The organism is Kitasatospora sp. NPDC048715, assembly GCF_043198905.1.
Lineage (GTDB): Bacteria > Actinomycetota > Actinomycetes > Streptomycetales > Streptomycetaceae > Kitasatospora > Kitasatospora lactacystinica.
In genome coordinates this window covers 77,986-92,693 of the sequence record NZ_JBICVH010000028.1, presented here as the reverse complement: position 1 = coordinate 92,693, position 14,708 = coordinate 77,986, and the positions used below count along the sequence as shown (strand labels likewise).

The window sequence follows — 14,708 nt, the reverse complement described above, 5'->3', positions numbered from 1 at the left end:
CACATCGACACATCCACCGATACACTGATCGTCATGGAGGACGAGGTCGACAGGCTGGTCGCAGCGTGGCGCCGGGAGCGCCCCGACCTCGACGTGGAGCCGCTGGAGGTGCTCAGCCGGGTCAGCCGGCTCGCCCGGCACCTGGACCGCGCCCGCCGCACCGCCTTCGCCGAGCACGGCCTGGAGCCCTGGGAGTTCGACGTCCTGACCGCCCTTCGGCGGGCCGGCTCCCCCTACCAGCTCTCCCCCGGCCAACTGCTCACCCAGACCCTGGTCACCTCCGGCACCATGACCAACCGGATCGACCGGCTCACCGGCAAGGGCCTGGTCAAGCGCCTGCCCGACCCGGACGACCGGCGCGGCGTACTGGTCCGGCTCACCGACGACGGCCGCGACCGCGCCGACCAGGCGCTCGCCGGACTGCTCGCGCACGAGCGCGAACTGCTCGCCCAGCTCACCTCCGGCCAGCAGACCGAACTCGCCGCGCTGCTGCGGGTGCTGGTCGCCCCGTTCGACAACATCCCGGGCTGACGACGGCTCCCGCCTCCCGACCTGTGGGCCCGCCTCGCGGGTCCCGGCCCGTGGGGCCGCCTCGCGGGTCCCGGCTCAGGGCCGTTCGACGGTGCCGACCACCGAGGGCGGCGCGGGCACGGCCGGCTCGGCCGGACTGACCCCGGCCCGGCGGGCGACCGCGACGGCCGCCAGCGTGGAGTGCACCCCGAGCTTGCCCAGCACGTTCTGCATGTGCGTCCGGACGGTGTGCGGCGACAGGTAGAGCCGCTCCGCGACGGCCTGCCGGCCGAGGCCCGCGACCATGCAGCGCAGGATCTGCTTCTCCCGCGGGGTCAGGGTGTCCACCAGCCGCTCGCTCTCGGTGCGGTCCCGCCGGGCGGTGGTGAGCTCGCGGATCACCCCGGTGAGCAGCGCGGGCGGCAGGTGCGTCTCGTCCCGCAGCACCCCCCGGACCACCGCGAGCAGCCGGGCCAGCGAACTCTCCTTCGCCACCCAGCCGGTGGCGCCCGCGTGCAGGGCGCGGGCGGCGCGGTGCGGGTCGTCGGCGGTGGCCAGGACGATCGCGCGCAGTCCGGGATGGGCGCGGCGGAGGCGGGCCAGCAGGGTGATGCCGTCGGGCGGCTGGGCGGAGGGTCTGAGCTGGTCGCCCCGCAGCGGGTCCACCGCGGACCGGGCGACCGGCGGCAGGCCGCCCGACAGCGGAACCGGCGGCCCCGGCGGTACGGCCGCCCGGCGCGGCTGCGGCACGGGCGGGGCGGCACGACCGCGCCGGGCCTCGTCGCCGTGCTCCGCGGCGGGCCGGCGGCGGGCGTGCGCTCCGACTCCCGATACCCCCGGTGCTCCCGGCGCTCCCAGTACTCCCGACGCACCGTGCGGACCGGGGCCTCCGTACGGACCGGCGGCACCGTACGGACCGGAGCCTCCGTACGGACCGGCCGCTCCGGGCCCGCCGGGTAATCCGGCCGGGCCCGCTGTTCCGATCGGCCCGGCCGCACCCGCGGCGGCGCCGGCACCCGACGCCTCGACGCCGAGGTCGGCGTCGATCAGTGCCACGTCGTAGGCCCGGCCCTCGCCGGCCGCACGCTCCAAGGCCCGCTCGGCGGCGGCCGCGCTGCCCGCCGCCCCCACCTCCACGTCCGGCTCGGCGGCCAGTGCCGCGGCCAGCGCCTCGGCGAAGATCCGATGGTCGTCGACCACCAGGACGCGAATCCGCCCCATAGTCCCTCCCCCTGCTCAGACCGCCCGAGCCCGGGGACGGGGACCGGCCCGGCATCCGCGTTCCGGACCCGCCGTTCCGCCCGCCCACCGGTGGCCGGTGAGGCCGAACGGTCGCCGGCCCCCACCGGTACCGCACTCAGCCTACGGGGCGGGAAACGCGCTCGTGGCGATTCGGTGAAGTTTCGTCAGAAGATGCGTGAGTGACCGGACTTGGACCACCCGAGGGCCGTTCCGGGCGCCGCTCCCGGAGGCCCGGGAGACCCCGGGAGCGGCGGCCCGCGGCGGCCGGTCCGGCCGTCGCCCGCCGGCCGTCACTCACCGGCCGTTCTTCGTCAGGGTGAACTTCCAGGCGTCGGCGACGATCTCGTCCAGGTTCGGGCGGCGCGGGGTCCAGCCCAGCGCCTCGTGGGCACGGGCGGCCGAGGCCACCAGCACCGCCGGGTCACCGGCCCGGCGGCCCTCGACCCGCACCGGGATCTCCCGGCCGGTGACGCGCTGGACCGACTCGATCACCTCGTGCACCGAGAAGCCGCTGCCGTTGCCCAGGTTGCAGATCAGGTGCTCGCCCGGCTCGGCCGCGTCCAGCGCCAGCAGGTGCGCCTCGGCCAGGTCTGCGACGTGGATGTAGTCGCGGATGCAGGTGCCGTCCGGGGTCGGGTAGTCGTCGCCGTACACCGCGATGTGCGGACGCTGCCCCAGCGCGGCCTGGAAGACCAGCGGGATCAGGTGCGACTCGGGGTCGTGCCGCTCACCGAAGGCGACACCGGACGAACTGCCGTACGCACCGGCCACGTTGAAGTACCGCAGCGAGACGGCGGCCAGGCCGTGGGCGACGGCCTCACCGGTGATCAGGTGGTCCACGGCGAGCTTGGTGGCGCCGTAGGTGTTGGTCGGCGCGGTGCGGGCGGTCTCGGCGATCGGCACGGCCTCCGGCTCGCCGTAGGTGGCGGCGGTGGAGGAGAACACCAGCTTGCGCACACCCGACGCGCGCATCGCGCTGATCAGCTCCAGCGAGCCGGCCACGTTGTTGCGCCAGTACTTCTCCGGGTCCGCGACCGACTCGCCGACCTGCGAGGAGGCGGCGAAGTGCAGCACGCCGTCGAAGGAGCCGTCCAGCACCTTGCCGGCCTCCTGGATCCGGCCCTCGACGAACTCGGCACCGGCCGGGACACCCTCGCGGAAACCGGTGGAGAGGTCGTCCAGGACGGTCACTTGGTGACCCGCCTCCAGCAGGTGGGCGGCGACCACACTGCCGACGTAGCCGGCGCCACCCGTGACCAGGTACTTACTCATGTTGCGACCTCCAGCGAACGACGGTCCGCCCGTTCGGGCGGAAGCCATCGACGGAATGCGTACGACTGGGGTCATTCTCCCAATGCCACCGGGGTGCTCCGCGCCACACGGGCGACTGCTTCCAGCCTTCTCACCAAGTCCTCAGCCGCCGGCCATCCGCTCCAGCAGGCCGGTGCGCGCCGCCACCGCGGCCGCCTCCAGGCGGGTCCGCGCACCGAGCTTCATCAGCACCCGCTGGACGTGCGTCCGGGCGGTGCTCGCGGCGATCCGCATCCCGGAGGCGATCGCCGCGGTGTCCTCGCCGTCCGCGATCCGGGCCAGCACCTGCACCTCACGGCGGGTCAGCAGCCGCAGCAGCCGGACGGCCTCGTCGTCCGGCTCGACCGCCGGGCGCAGCAGTTGGTCGAAGGCCCCGCGCAGGATGTCCACCGCGACCGCGGCCTCGCCCGCGCGCGCCCGCCCGATGGCCCGCTCGACCACCTCGATCCGCTCGTCACTGGGCACGTACCCGGCCGCACCGGCCGCGAACGCCCCTGCCACTCCGCGCAGTTCACCCACCGGACCGAGCACGATCACGGCCACCTCGGGCCGCTCCCGGCGGATCCGGCGCAACCCGTCGAAGGCCCCCGACTCCCCCGGCGCGGCCACCCCCAGCAGACAGACCTCGGGCCGCCGTCCGACCACCAGATCGGCGGCGACGCCGGCCGGGGAACCGACCGCGAGCACCCGGTGGCCGCGCAGTTGAAGTGCGGTGGCCAGCGCCTCGGCCAGCAGCCGGTGGTCGTCCACCACCACGAGTCGAACACCCATGACGCCCTCCAGGTCGGGGTCCGGCTCGCGCCCGCACCCCTCGGGCGGGCGGCCGATGACGCACCATCACAGCGCATTCCGTACCCGACCCGCTAGGCCGGGGCGCATCGGCGGTACGGAACCGGCCGGAGAACGCGAAAGACCCCCGCCGCCAGGCGAGGGTCTTTCAGTGGAGCCCCCATGCGGAATCGAACCGCAGACCTTCTCCTTACCATGGAGACGCTCTACCGACTGAGCTATAGGGGCTTGCTCGCTTGTCCGGGTGTTTCTCCCGGCCGCTCGAACAAGGAAGACATTACACGGCTCCGGGCCGGGAAGGGAAATCGGCCTCCGCCCGGAGCGCTCCGCCGGTCCGGCCCTCGCCATCGGCCGATCCGACCCCACGGCGCGGGGCGGTCCTGCCCTCGCCGCGGCCGGCTCAGTCCTCGCCGTGGGCCGCGTCGAACTCCTCGCGGGCCACCACCATCCGCCCGGCGCGGTGCTCCGCCCACCGGCCGACCGGCGCGAGCAGCTCGGCCAGTTCACGGCCGAGCGGCAGCAGGTCGTAGACCACCCGCGGCGGCGTCTCCGGGAAGACCGTACGGAGCACCAGTCCGCTGCGCTCCAGGTTGCGCAGGGACTGGGTGAGCATCTTGCGGCTGACCCCGCCGACCCCGCGCTGGAGTTCGGAGAAGCGCTGCGGCCCGCAGCCGAGGAGGCTCATCAGGATCAGCATCGACCACTTGTCGGCCAGCTCCGCGAACACGTCGCGGCTGGGACAGAGCCGGGCGAACACGTCGTACTCCTGCCCGCCCTGCTCGTCCCGCTCGTCCCGACCTTCCTGCCCGTTCCGCTCGTCCTGCTCGTCCCGCTCCGCGGGGTGGCCGGGCCGGACCCGGGCCGCTTCCTCCGTCGTCATGCTTCCAGGGTAGTCCCGAGGTCTCCAATCCACCCTTGGTAACCAATAGAGACCTGGTCTATATTGGAGACCAGCCGAGGCCGGGGCTGCGGACCACCTCGGTGCGCCCGGCCCCGCCCTGCCCCGTCCCGTCCCGTTCCCACGCTGGCCGCCGGCCCGCGCCCGTCCCCCTGGAGTGCCGCATGACCGCCGTCCGTCCGACCGTCGCCCTCGCCTACCACTCCGGCTACGGCCACACCGCCGTGATCGCCGAGGCCGTCGCCCGCGGCGCCGCCGCCGCAGGTGCCGAGGTCGTCCCGATCGCCGTCGACACCATCACCGAGGAGCAGTGGGCGCAGCTGGACGCCGCCGACGCGATCGTCTTCGGCTCCCCCACCTACATGGGCACCGCCTCCGGCGCCTTCCACGTCTTCGCCGAGGCCACCAGCAAGCGCTGGTTCACCGACGCCTGGAAGGACAAGGTCGCGGCCGGCTTCACCAACTCCGCCTCCAAGAGCGGCGACAAGGCGGGCACCCTCGCCTTCTTCCAGACCCTCGCCGCCCAACACGGCATGAGCTGGGTCAACCTCGGCCTCAAGCCCGGCTGGAACGCCACCACCGCCTCCGAGAACGACCTCAACCGGCTCGGCTTCTTCAACGGCGCCGCCGCCTCCTCCCCGTCCGACGCCGGCCCGGAGGCCGTCCACAAGGCCGACATCGCCACCGCCGAGCACCTCGGTGAGCGCGTCGCCCGGCACACCGCCGTCGTGCTGGCCGGCCGCGCCGCCCTGGCCGGCTGAGCACCGGGCTACCGCGTCCGCCCACGGGCGACTACGCCGCCGGGTCCGCCCCCAACCGGGGCGCCCGGCGGCGTTCGCCGTCCGCGGACCCGTCCACCGGGCCATCCACCGAACCGCCTACCGACCCGAGCTCCGCACCGGTGTTCTCCGGCAGCATCCGCAGACACCCCAGGGCCAGCACACCCAGCACCGCCAGGTACCAGCCCACCGGCTGCGCCGTCCCGTACGCCCCGGTCAGCCGGGTGGCCACCAGCGGCGTCGTCGCCCCGCCGACCACCCCGCCCAGGTTGTACGTCAACGCCGCGCCCGTGTAGCGCACCCGGGTCGGGAACAGCTCCGGCAGGAACGCCGCCAACGGCCCGAACATGGCGCCCAGCACCACCATCGCCCCCGCCAGCGCCACGAACATCAGCGGCCGGCTCACCGTCTCCAGCAGCGGGAACAGCACCAGCGACCAGACCGCGGCCAGGCCCGTCGCCCACCGCAGCGTCCGCCGCCGCCCCCACCGGTCACTGCACGAGGCACTCAGCCACACCGTCGCGGCCATGCCCGCCGCGCCCACCAGCAGCATCGACAGCACCAGCGTGCTCGCCACCCCGAGCCCGGTGGTCGCGTACGCCAGGGCGTACGTCGTGGTCAGGTAGAACAGCGCGTACCCCACCGTGATCGCCCCACCGCCCGCCAACACCGGGCGCCAGTGCTCGCGCAGCACCTCCAGCACCGGCAGCCGCTCCCGCCGCACCCCCGTCCGGAACAGCGGCGACTCCTCGACCCGCAGCCGGACGAACAACCCCACCGCGACCATGACGAACGAGGCCAGGAACGGCACCCGCCAACCCCACGCGCGGAACTCCCCCTCGTCCAGGACGAGTTGCAACGCCAGGAACACCCCGTTCGCCAGCACGAACCCGATCGTCGGCCCCAGCTGCAGGAACCCCCCGTACCGCCCCCGCCGCCCGGCCGGCGCGTTCTCCGCGATCAACAGCGCCGCCCCGCCCCACTCCCCGCCCAAGCCGACGCCCTGACACACCCGCAGCACCACCAGCACCGCCGGCGCCCACCACCCCCACATCCCGAACCCCGGCAAAAGCCCCACCCCCGCCGTCGCCAGCCCCATCAGCAGCAACGACACCACCAACGTCGCCCGCCGCCCCACCCGGTCCCCGAAGTGCCCGAACACCACCGCCCCCACCGGCCGGGCCAAGAACGCCACCGCGTACACCGAGAACGCCGCCAGCAACGCCCCCACCGTGCCCAGCCCGGGAAAGAACACCGGCCCGAACACCAACGCGGCCGCCGTCCCGTAAAGGAAGAAGTCGTAGAACTCGATCGCCGTCCCGATCAGCGCCGCAGCCGCCGCCCGCCGCACCTGCCCGACCCGCCCAGCATCCTCCGCATCCATACCACCACCCTCACCACCCCCGCCCCACCCCACCATCCGCCACCCGAGTGACCCCGGCGCACCCCACCGCCCCCGCGCCCCCACCACGCGCGAAGGGCGCCAGGCTTCCCTGGCGCCCTTCGCGCACGGCCCTGCTCACGCAGGCGACTACCTCGCGTACGGATTGTCCTCCGGCGGCACCGGCGGCTGGTACGACGGCAGGGGCGGCGGCGGAACCTGCGCCAACTCCGGCTGCGTGACCGGCTTCCGACGCCGCATCACTGCGAACACCACGCCCGCCACCAGCACCAACCCGGCCGCCACACCCCCCACGATCGGCAGCGCGCTGCTCGAACCCGACGACTTCCCCGCCCCCGGCTGCGCCGACGGCGCACCAGCGGCCACATCGGTCGGACTCTCCAGCGGAACCGGCACCGCCGAAGCCGGCGCACTCGCCGCGGGGGACAGGGCCTCCGAAGGCGTAGCCGCGTCAGCCGGCAGCGGCGAAACATTCGCCGGGCCCGGATCCCCCGGATCCGTCAGCGCGATACGAGGCCGCACCGCACCGAACCCGATGAGGTCGTTGCGACCAGCCCCATCATTCGCCTTGCCCGCGGTGTTGATGAGGACTCGGAGGATCTGATGCGCCGTCCAATCCGGGTGCACCGACCACAGCAGAGCCGCCGAGGCCGACACAATGGCGGTCGCATCCGATGTGCCATGGCCCTTGCAGTACCCGGTAGCGCCCGTGCAGGCCCCGATCATGTCCACACCGGGAGCGATGAACACCACTTGCGGCCCGCGCTCGGACTCGGCGGTGACCGTACCGTTCCGGTCCGAAGCGCCCACCCCGACCACATTGGGCAGAGCTCCCGGGTATTCGACGACGTTCCCCTGATCTCCCGAGTTTCCAACGCTGGAGACCACCAGCGATCCCTTTGCCCGGGCCCACGCCAAGACCTTGTTCAACTTCACCACATCGGCCGGCGAAGTCGTGACGGCAGCCATTCCTTGCGAAATATTGATGACCTTGGCGCCCTGCTCGACCGCATACGTCACCGCCTGCCCGATCTGGTCCAGGAAATCAGCCGAAACCACTGCCCGCTCGGACCCATTGGAAATCTTCAACGGGAGAATCCTGGCTCCCGGGGCGAGGCCATAGGCCCCCTTGCCCCCATCTGATTTCCCGGTTCCCGCAATGAGGCTGACCATCTGCGTGGCATGACCGTCCGCAAAGGATCCGACCCCGCCCGGACTTCCGCTGAAATCCTTGCCGGGTAGAAATTGTCCGACCAGATCCGGGTGATCCAGCTTGAAGCCTCCATCGATCACGGCAACCGTGACATTCGCCCCTTTGGAGACCTTCCACATCTCCGGAGCGTGCATCGCGTCCAAATGCCACTGAGCGGCGCGAATCGAGTCATCGGCGGTGGCCGGTGTCGCCGCGATCCCCACCACGCACAGGCCCACAGCTCCAAGAGCCACAAGCCGACGAGCCCACATCCCGCGTTCCCCCAACAACGTGAACTACCTCGCGTACGGGTTGTCCTCCGGCGGCACCGGCGGCTGGTACGACGGTGGAACCGGAGGCATCGCCCCCAACGGCTGCTGCGACGGCACCGGCGGCACCTGGGCCGGCTCGGGCTGCGTGGCCGGCTTCCGACGCCGCATCACCACGAACACCACGCCCGCCACCAGCACCAACCCGGCCGCCACACCCCCCACGATCGGCAGCGCGCTGCTCGAACCCGACGACTTCCCCGCCTCCGGCTGCGCCGACGGCGCACCAGCGGCCACACCGGTCGGACTCTCCAGCGGAACCGGCACCGCCGACGCAGGAGCGGACGCACTCGCCGTCGGCTGCGGAACCGCCGACGGCGTAGCCGCATCGGCCGGCAGCGGCGAAACGTTCGCCGGGCCCGGATCCCCCGGATCCGTCAACGCGATACGCGGCCGCACCGCACCCCAGCCGGCGTCATCCGTACGGACCGTTCCCCCGTTCGGCCTGCTCGCCGTGTTGATGAGGACCCGCAGAACCTGATTCGCCGTCCAGTCCTTGTGGACCGACCAGACCAGTGCCGCCGAGGCGGAGACCAGAGCTGCCGCATCCGACGTCCCGTGACTCTTGCAGTACTCCGTCTCCGAGGTGCAAGCCGCGAGGATTTCCGCACCTGGGGCGACCAGTGCGACGTGCGGACCGGTTTCCGACTCGTCCGTAACGGTCCCTTGGCGGTCGATGGCCCCCACGCCCACGACGTTCGGCAATCCGCCCGGGTAGGACACCAGGTTTCCGGATTTCGCCTCGTTCCCGACACTGGAGACCACAAGGACACCCTTGGAGCGCGCAGTGGCCAGAATCCCGTCCAGCTTGGCCACAGCATCCCGCGAAGCCGTCACGGCTGGAATCCCCTGCGAGATGTTGACGACCTTTGCCCCTTGGTCGACCGCGTAGTTGACGGCTTGCCCGATCTGATCCAGGAAATCCGCCGAGACAACGGACTCGGCCGTCCCGTTGTTGATCTTGAGTGGCAGGATCTTGACGCCGGGTGCCAAACCGGACGCGCCAGTCCCTCCCACGCCCTTTCCGGTACCGGCGATCAAACTGGACATCTCCGTGCCGTGGCCGTTCTTGAACGACCCCACCCCGCCGGGAATTCCGCTGAAATCCTTTCCTGGCAGGAACTGCCCCACCAGGTCAGGATGGTCCAGCCTGAATCCTCCGTCGATCACCGCAACGGTGACTCCCTGCCCCGTGGAGACCTTCCACATCTCCGGAGCGTGCATCGCATCCAGGTGCCACTGCCGCGCGCGGACCGTATCGTCCGCGACTGCGGGTGCTGCGACCGGGCCGACCACGATTCCCGCTGCCAGAAGTGCCGCAGCAGCAGCCCGCCAACGCCCTCGCGCGTTCGTCCGCCCCATCACAACTCCTCGTCAATCTCTCCGTCGACCGGGAAGCGTGCCCCGAACAAGCCTGCCCGGCCACTGGGGATGCCCAGTGGCCGGGCAGTCGTTGCCGTCCTACTCAATCACGTCCGGGTTGCTGTGCGGCGTACCGCTCGTCCAGGTCTCCTCGTCCTCGTGCAGGTAGTCGGCCCGCTTGCGGCGGTCGCGCTCGTTCCGGCTGCCGTGGCCCGAGGACCCGGGGGCCATCATGCCGTTCTGCCTGGACTGCGCACCGCCCTCGGCAGCGCCCGCCGCGCGATTGCGCAGGCCGGTACCGCCGGGCGTGAACTCCCCGCCCGCGCTCGGCCCCTTGCGACCGCCGACCGTCCCGCCGGTGGTCGAGGACAGGCCCCGGCCACGCGAACCGCCGCCGGCCCCGACCGCGCCGCCGTGGGCACCGCCCATGCCGGGGTGCATGCCGCCCGCACCGCCGGGCCCACCGACCCGGCCGCCGCCCGGACCCGCCTCGCGGGCGCCGAAGACCGTCCCGCTGGGCAGTCCCGGAGTACCGCTCCTCCCCTGCCCCGGGCCGCCGCCGAACGGGGTCGTCCGCGGCTGGATCTGGCCGCCGCCCTTGCCGGGGACGTACCCGCTGCCGCCGCCCTTGGTCGGGACGGTGCCGCCGCCCGGTCCGCCCGGGAAGCCCGTGATCGGGCCGCCGCCGCCGGGGACGCCGGGCCCGTTGTTCGGGCCGCCCGTCCCGTTCGGGTAGCCGGGGAGAGTGGTCGGCCCGTCCGTGGGCAGCTGGCCGCCGCCCGGACCGTACGGGCCGGTCTGGGTCGGGAGGGTCGGCAGGGTGGGCACGCTGTTGAGATCGGTGCCCGGACGGTTGACCGGGTCGGACGGGTAGGACGGCGGGATCGAGGTCCCCGGGTCCTGCGGCGCGGGCGGCACCTGACCGCCGCCGTGCGGCGGGGGCGGGGTGTTGCCCGGGTTGCCCGGGCCGGGACCGCCCGAACCCGGGTCACGGGGCTGGACCGTGCCGCCCCCGTAGTTTCCGCCACCGGGCGGGCCGTAGCCCCCGCCGCCTCCACCGCTCATTCGGGGACTACGGACGGTGCCACCACCGCCACCAGCGCCTCCGCCGCTCCCGTTGGATGCCGAGCTGGAGTCGTTCTGGTCCTTCCCGTTCCCCGGCGTCCCCGGCAGCGAGACGTTGTCGTCGATCCCGTTCAGCGTCGTCGTCGCCGCACTGTACGCCTGCGCCAGCTTCTCCAGCTGGAGAATGGCTTCCTGCCGTTCCTTCTCGATCTTCGCCTTGGCCTGCTTGGCCGCGTCCGCGGTCACCCAGTTCTTGTCGACGGAAGCCATGTACGAGTCGACCGACTGGCCGACGATGTTCTGTGCCGCAGCCGGCGGGATGTACACCGTCTGCGAGTTGTGCCTGGCAACCGCGTCGATCTCCGTCTGGGGAAGTACCGGCACAGCGGCCCTGGCCGTGCTGAGCGCCTCACCGGCCTGGGTCATCGCACTGCCCGCGGTCGTGGAGTGCTGGGCGATGATCGCCGCGGACTTGTACAGGTTTCCGACCCAGGTCTTGAAGTTCTCGGCTGCCGGCCCTTCCCAGCTGACCTGGCCCAGGTGTGCCTGGAGAGCCTTGCTGAGCTCCGACAGGACGCGGCCGGCGTCCTGGAGCTGCGCTGCCCGCTTCAGCACCTCTGCCGGCTTCGCGCCGTCGACCATTCCCTTGAGGACGGCATGGTCGATGCCGTCGAAGTCTGTCGTTCCTGCCATGATTCGCTCCCCGTCTCCCCGTAGGTCTCGCCCCGCACCGCTGTCAGAGGTTCAGCCCCGTGGACTTCGGTGCCGTCCCGTTCGACCCCGCCGACGGCGAGGCGACGCCTGCTTGCTTCGCTACCGCGTTCTGATTCGCCGTCGTCTGCTCTTCGTTGTTCGCGTACTGGGTGGCGGTCTTCGAGACCGCCTCCGTCATCGCCTCGATCTGAGCCACGAAGTCCTTGTGGAGCTTGACGAGCTGCCCGTGCACCTTGCCGTAGGCGGTGTTCAGCGCCACGGCCTCCGGGAACTTCCCGGCGTCCGCCCCGTTGACGAAGCTGCCCTGGGAGACCTTCTGCTCCTCCAGCTTGTACGGCGCGGCCGCCGACCCTTCCATCGCGGCGAGCAGCGCCTCGATCTTCGCGGCGAATGCCGACAGGGTCTGCAGCTCGACCTTGACGTTCTGCTGGCCGAAGGCCGACACCAGGTCACTGGCAGTGAAGTTCGTCTGTGCCGTGCTGACAATGCGATTGATCCCGAACCCGAAGGGACCGAACGGATCGCTCAGCATGAACGGCGTCGCGTCGCCGGAAGGCGCCTGACCGTTCGGGTCGGTGCCCGACGCGCTGGGCGCGGGGTTGGACGACGCGCTGGGCGCGGGACTCGCCGATGGGTTGGGCGTAGCGCTCGGCGAAGGATTCGCCGACGGACTGGGCGTAGCGCTCGGCGAAGGGTTCGCCGACGGCGTCAGCGTGGGACTGGGTGACGGACTCACCGAAGGAGTCGGCGTCCCCGGACTTGTTGCACCATTGCCTGCCACAGCAGTTCACCTCTCCCCCGTACGGCCCGCCGCGCCCGGGCCTCCCGGGCTTCCGCGTGCCGCAACACACCGTCAACTTCTGGTTCGTACCGTCCTGGTCGGAGCACCGACCGCCCTGTGGACGGTTTTCGCCTCCGTCATGGTAGCCACCACCTCTGTCGGCCCGGCAGGGACCTTGGCCCGCCCGTACGCGATCGGTACGAACTTGACACGTACGAGGCTGCCGCGGCGGCCCTGGGTAGACTGACCCGGTACGCCCCATCTGCCGCGCAATGTCGCACAGCAGCGACCCAAGGCCGCAGAACGGACGTGACCGCGTGAGCTCTTCCGACGTCTCTCCTTCCCCCTGGTGGGCCCGTGCCGCGCGGCCCGCGCGGCCGCCGGTGCCGGTGGCGCTGATGGTGCGGGCGGCGGTGGGCATGGCGGTGCCGTTGACGGTGGGGCTGCTGACGCACCGGCTGGATCTGGGGGTGTTCGCCGGGCTCGGGGCGATGCACGCGACGATGAACGACCGGGTCGAGCCGGGCAGGCTGCGGGCCGCCCGGATCGGGACGGCGGTCCTCGCCTCGGCGCTCGGCTTGCTGATCGGCACCGCGCTTCAGCACGCGGACGTGGACGGTCTCGTCCTGGGTGTCGCGCTGACGCTGACCGCCTTCGTCTCCGGCGCGCTGAGTGCGACGGGTCCGCGCGGTTCGGCGGCCGGGATGCTGTTGCTGGTGTCGGCCGCGCTGGGCAGCGGGATGCCGCTGCCGGGGCCGTGGTGGGCGGCGGCGCCGATGCTGCTGGTCGGGGCGGCGTTCGTGGTGCTGCTGGGGCTGCCGGCGGGTGCGCCGAACCGGCCCGCCGCGGATCCGCGCAACCGGGCGCTGGCCGCCGCGTACGACGCGCTCGGCCGTACGCTCGCCGATCTGGGCGGGCCGCGGGCGGGGGTCTCGCGCCAGGTGCTGACGGCCCGTCTGAACCAGCTCCAGGACCTCCTCGGCACGAACCGGCGGAGCCGACAGAACCGGCGGAGCCAGCGGGCCAGAAAGGACGGCCGGACCGCACAGGACGACCACCGGACCGCACAGGACCGCCGCGGCCGGATGTACGAGGCCGCCCTCGCCGCCACCGAGGCGGCGACCGGTCTGGTGTGGGCCCGCCGTCCGGTCCCGCCGGAGGTGGCCGAGGTGCCGAACCGGCTGGCGGCCGCCGTGCGGCAGGGCGGCGGCGAGGTCGCCGTACCCGACTGGCGGCCGGACACCCCGTCGCGGCAGGCCCTGGACGTGGCCCTGCGCGCCGCCGCCGACACGGTGGCCGGCCGCGATACCCGGCTCGGTACGGCGCCCGCGCCGCCGCCGGACCCGTGGCGGCTGCGGGTGCGGCTGCTGTCGCGGGGTTCGGTGCGGTACGGGCTGCGCGTCGCGCTGTGCATCGCGGTCGGTTCGGCGGTCACGGCCAACTACCCGCTCAGCAAGAGCTACTGGGTGCCGATGACGATCGCCTTCGTGCTCAAGCCGGATCTCGGGTCGGTGTTCCTGCGCGCGGTGAGCCGTTCGGTCGGCACGGTGCTCGGGGTGGCCGTGACCGCGGCGCTGCTCACGGCCGCCACCGACGAGTGGGCGCTGACCGCGATGGCCGCGGGCTGCGTGGCCCTGCTCCCGTACGCGACGGCGGCGCACTACGGGTTGAACACCGTGGTGATGACGCCGATGGCGCTGGTCCTGCTCCAGCTCGGCGGGCAGAGCGGCGCCGCGGAGTTCTGGCCGCGGGTCCTGGACACCGTGCTGGCCAGCGCGATCGTCCTGCTCTTCGGCTACCTGCTGTGGCCGGAGCGCCCGCGCCATCGGATCGAGCCCAGGCTGGTCGACGCGACGACGGCGCTGCGGGCCTACCTCGACGCCGTGGTCCAGGACGCCACCACCGGCGCCGACCACGGCGGCGACTCCACCGCCCGGAACGGCAACGCCCAGGTGTGGCTGCGCCGCTCGGCCTACCGGTCGCTGGCGGACGCCCGCCGGGAGGTCCAGCAGGGCCTGGCGGAGCCGCCGCCCACCGGCCGGCTGGCCGAGCGGTGGCTGCCGGCCACGGCGGCGCTGGAGCGGCTGGGCGGCGCGGTGGCGGCCTTCGCCGCGCAGATCCGGTACGGCGGCCGGCTGCCGGACCCGGGCGAGGTGGGCCGGGTGCGGCGCGCGCTGGACGAACTGACCGCCGCCGCCCGGGCGCACCGCCCGCCGACGACCCCGGCGGCCCGTCCGACCGCCCCGCACGACCCGGCGCGCAGTGCGCTGGGCCGTGCGGCGGAGGAGCTCGAAACGCTCCTCGGCGGCCACCCCGGCAGGTGATCCGGCGCGG

At 72.9% G+C, this 14,708-nt stretch carries 12 protein-coding genes and 1 tRNA gene; 3 read left to right on the top strand and 10 right to left on the bottom strand.

From position 1 onward, the window contains the following. Nucleotides 1-33: 33 nt before the first annotated feature. On the top strand, nucleotides 34-531 hold the full coding sequence (locus ACGFSC_RS39640; RefSeq protein WP_049660288.1) for a MarR family winged helix-turn-helix transcriptional regulator: 498 nt from the start codon (nucleotides 34-36) through the stop codon (nucleotides 529-531). Nucleotides 532-606: 75 nt separating this feature from the next. Here the strand turns inward: ACGFSC_RS39640 and ACGFSC_RS39635 are convergent, their stop codons facing one another. The 5 genes from ACGFSC_RS39635 to ACGFSC_RS39615 all read right to left on the bottom strand — a co-directional run bounded on the left by ACGFSC_RS39635 (nucleotide 607) and on the right by ACGFSC_RS39615 (nucleotide 4,732). Then, on the bottom strand, nucleotides 607-1,602 hold the full coding sequence (locus ACGFSC_RS39635) for a LuxR C-terminal-related transcriptional regulator (protein ID WP_392865042.1): 996 nt from the start codon (nucleotides 1,600-1,602) through the stop codon (nucleotides 607-609). 444 nt (nucleotides 1,603-2,046) lie between these two features. After that, nucleotides 2,047-3,024 (bottom strand): UDP-glucose 4-epimerase GalE, encoded by a 978-nt coding sequence (gene galE, locus ACGFSC_RS39630; protein ID WP_359899733.1) that lies wholly within the window; start codon nucleotides 3,022-3,024, stop codon nucleotides 2,047-2,049. A 141-nt stretch (nucleotides 3,025-3,165) separates the two neighbouring features. Continuing rightward, on the bottom strand, nucleotides 3,166-3,834 hold the full coding sequence (locus tag ACGFSC_RS39625; protein ID WP_359899735.1) for a response regulator transcription factor: 669 nt from the start codon (nucleotides 3,832-3,834) through the stop codon (nucleotides 3,166-3,168). 170 nt (nucleotides 3,835-4,004) lie between these two features. After that, nucleotides 4,005-4,080, bottom strand: a tRNA-Thr gene (locus ACGFSC_RS39620). A gap of 172 nt (nucleotides 4,081-4,252) precedes the next feature. Beyond that, entirely contained in the window at nucleotides 4,253-4,732 is a 480-nt protein-coding gene (locus tag ACGFSC_RS39615; protein ID WP_359899737.1) for a helix-turn-helix domain-containing protein, read from the bottom strand. 182 nt (nucleotides 4,733-4,914) lie between these two features. On the opposite strand from ACGFSC_RS39615, the gene ACGFSC_RS39610 reads away from it, so the two are divergent. Continuing rightward, a complete protein-coding gene (locus ACGFSC_RS39610; protein ID WP_359899739.1) occupies nucleotides 4,915-5,511 on the top strand; it encodes a flavodoxin family protein in 597 nt (198 codons plus the stop codon). Nucleotides 5,512-5,542: 31 nt separating this feature from the next. Here ACGFSC_RS39610 and ACGFSC_RS39605 read toward each other — a convergent pair whose 3' ends face one another. From ACGFSC_RS39605 to ACGFSC_RS39585, 5 genes are all read right to left on the bottom strand, one after another. Next, complete coding sequence (locus ACGFSC_RS39605; protein ID WP_359899741.1) at nucleotides 5,543-6,913, bottom strand: MFS transporter; 1,371 nt, start codon at nucleotides 6,911-6,913, stop codon at nucleotides 5,543-5,545. Nucleotides 6,914-7,060: 147 nt separating this feature from the next. Next, complete coding sequence (locus tag ACGFSC_RS39600) at nucleotides 7,061-8,350, bottom strand: S8 family serine peptidase (RefSeq protein WP_359899743.1); 1,290 nt, start codon at nucleotides 8,348-8,350, stop codon at nucleotides 7,061-7,063. Nucleotides 8,351-8,419: 69 nt separating this feature from the next. Further along, the gene (locus tag ACGFSC_RS39595; protein WP_359899745.1) at nucleotides 8,420-9,661 is read right to left on the bottom strand and encodes a S8 family serine peptidase; all 1,242 of its coding nucleotides are present in this window, start codon (nucleotides 9,659-9,661) and stop codon (nucleotides 8,420-8,422) included. A 252-nt stretch (nucleotides 9,662-9,913) separates the two neighbouring features. Further along, nucleotides 9,914-11,572: a hypothetical protein gene (locus ACGFSC_RS39590; RefSeq protein ID WP_359899746.1), complete on the bottom strand. Its 1,659-nt coding sequence runs from the start codon at nucleotides 11,570-11,572 to the stop codon at nucleotides 9,914-9,916. A 43-nt stretch (nucleotides 11,573-11,615) separates the two neighbouring features. Continuing rightward, nucleotides 11,616-12,125 carry a hypothetical protein gene (locus tag ACGFSC_RS39585; protein WP_359899748.1) on the bottom strand — a complete coding sequence of 170 codons (510 nt, stop codon included), beginning with the start codon at nucleotides 12,123-12,125 and terminating at the stop codon, nucleotides 11,616-11,618. 566 nt (nucleotides 12,126-12,691) lie between these two features. Between ACGFSC_RS39585 and ACGFSC_RS39580 the strand changes: the two genes are divergently transcribed. After that, on the top strand, nucleotides 12,692-14,698 hold the full coding sequence (locus tag ACGFSC_RS39580) for an FUSC family protein (RefSeq protein WP_359899750.1): 2,007 nt from the start codon (nucleotides 12,692-12,694) through the stop codon (nucleotides 14,696-14,698). Nucleotides 14,699-14,708 lie beyond the last annotated feature (10 nt).

What these genes read in the sequence shown, in the direction of transcription:
- ACGFSC_RS39585 (WP_359899748.1), bottom strand. Translation starts at nt 12,125, where the DNA reads ATGCTGAGCGATCCGTTCGGTCCCTTCGGGTTCGGGATCAATCGCATT.
- ACGFSC_RS39625 (WP_359899735.1), bottom strand. Translation starts at nt 3,834, where the DNA reads ATGGGTGTTCGACTCGTGGTGGTGGACGACCACCGGCTGCTGGCCGAG.
- ACGFSC_RS39615 (WP_359899737.1), bottom strand. Translation starts at nt 4,732, where the DNA reads ATGACGACGGAGGAAGCGGCCCGGGTCCGGCCCGGCCACCCCGCGGAG.
- ACGFSC_RS39605 (WP_359899741.1), bottom strand. Translation starts at nt 6,913, where the DNA reads ATGGATGCGGAGGATGCTGGGCGGGTCGGGCAGGTGCGGCGGGCGGCG.
- galE (WP_359899733.1), bottom strand. Translation starts at nt 3,024, where the DNA reads ATGAGTAAGTACCTGGTCACGGGTGGCGCCGGCTACGTCGGCAGTGTG.
- ACGFSC_RS39640 (WP_049660288.1), top strand. Translation starts at nt 34, where the DNA reads ATGGAGGACGAGGTCGACAGGCTGGTCGCAGCGTGGCGCCGGGAGCGC.
- ACGFSC_RS39595 (WP_359899745.1), bottom strand. Translation starts at nt 9,661, where the DNA reads ATGTGGAAGGTCTCCACGGGGCAGGGAGTCACCGTTGCGGTGATCGAC.
- ACGFSC_RS39610 (WP_359899739.1), top strand. Translation starts at nt 4,915, where the DNA reads ATGACCGCCGTCCGTCCGACCGTCGCCCTCGCCTACCACTCCGGCTAC.
- ACGFSC_RS39590 (WP_359899746.1), bottom strand. Translation starts at nt 11,572, where the DNA reads ATGGCAGGAACGACAGACTTCGACGGCATCGACCATGCCGTCCTCAAG.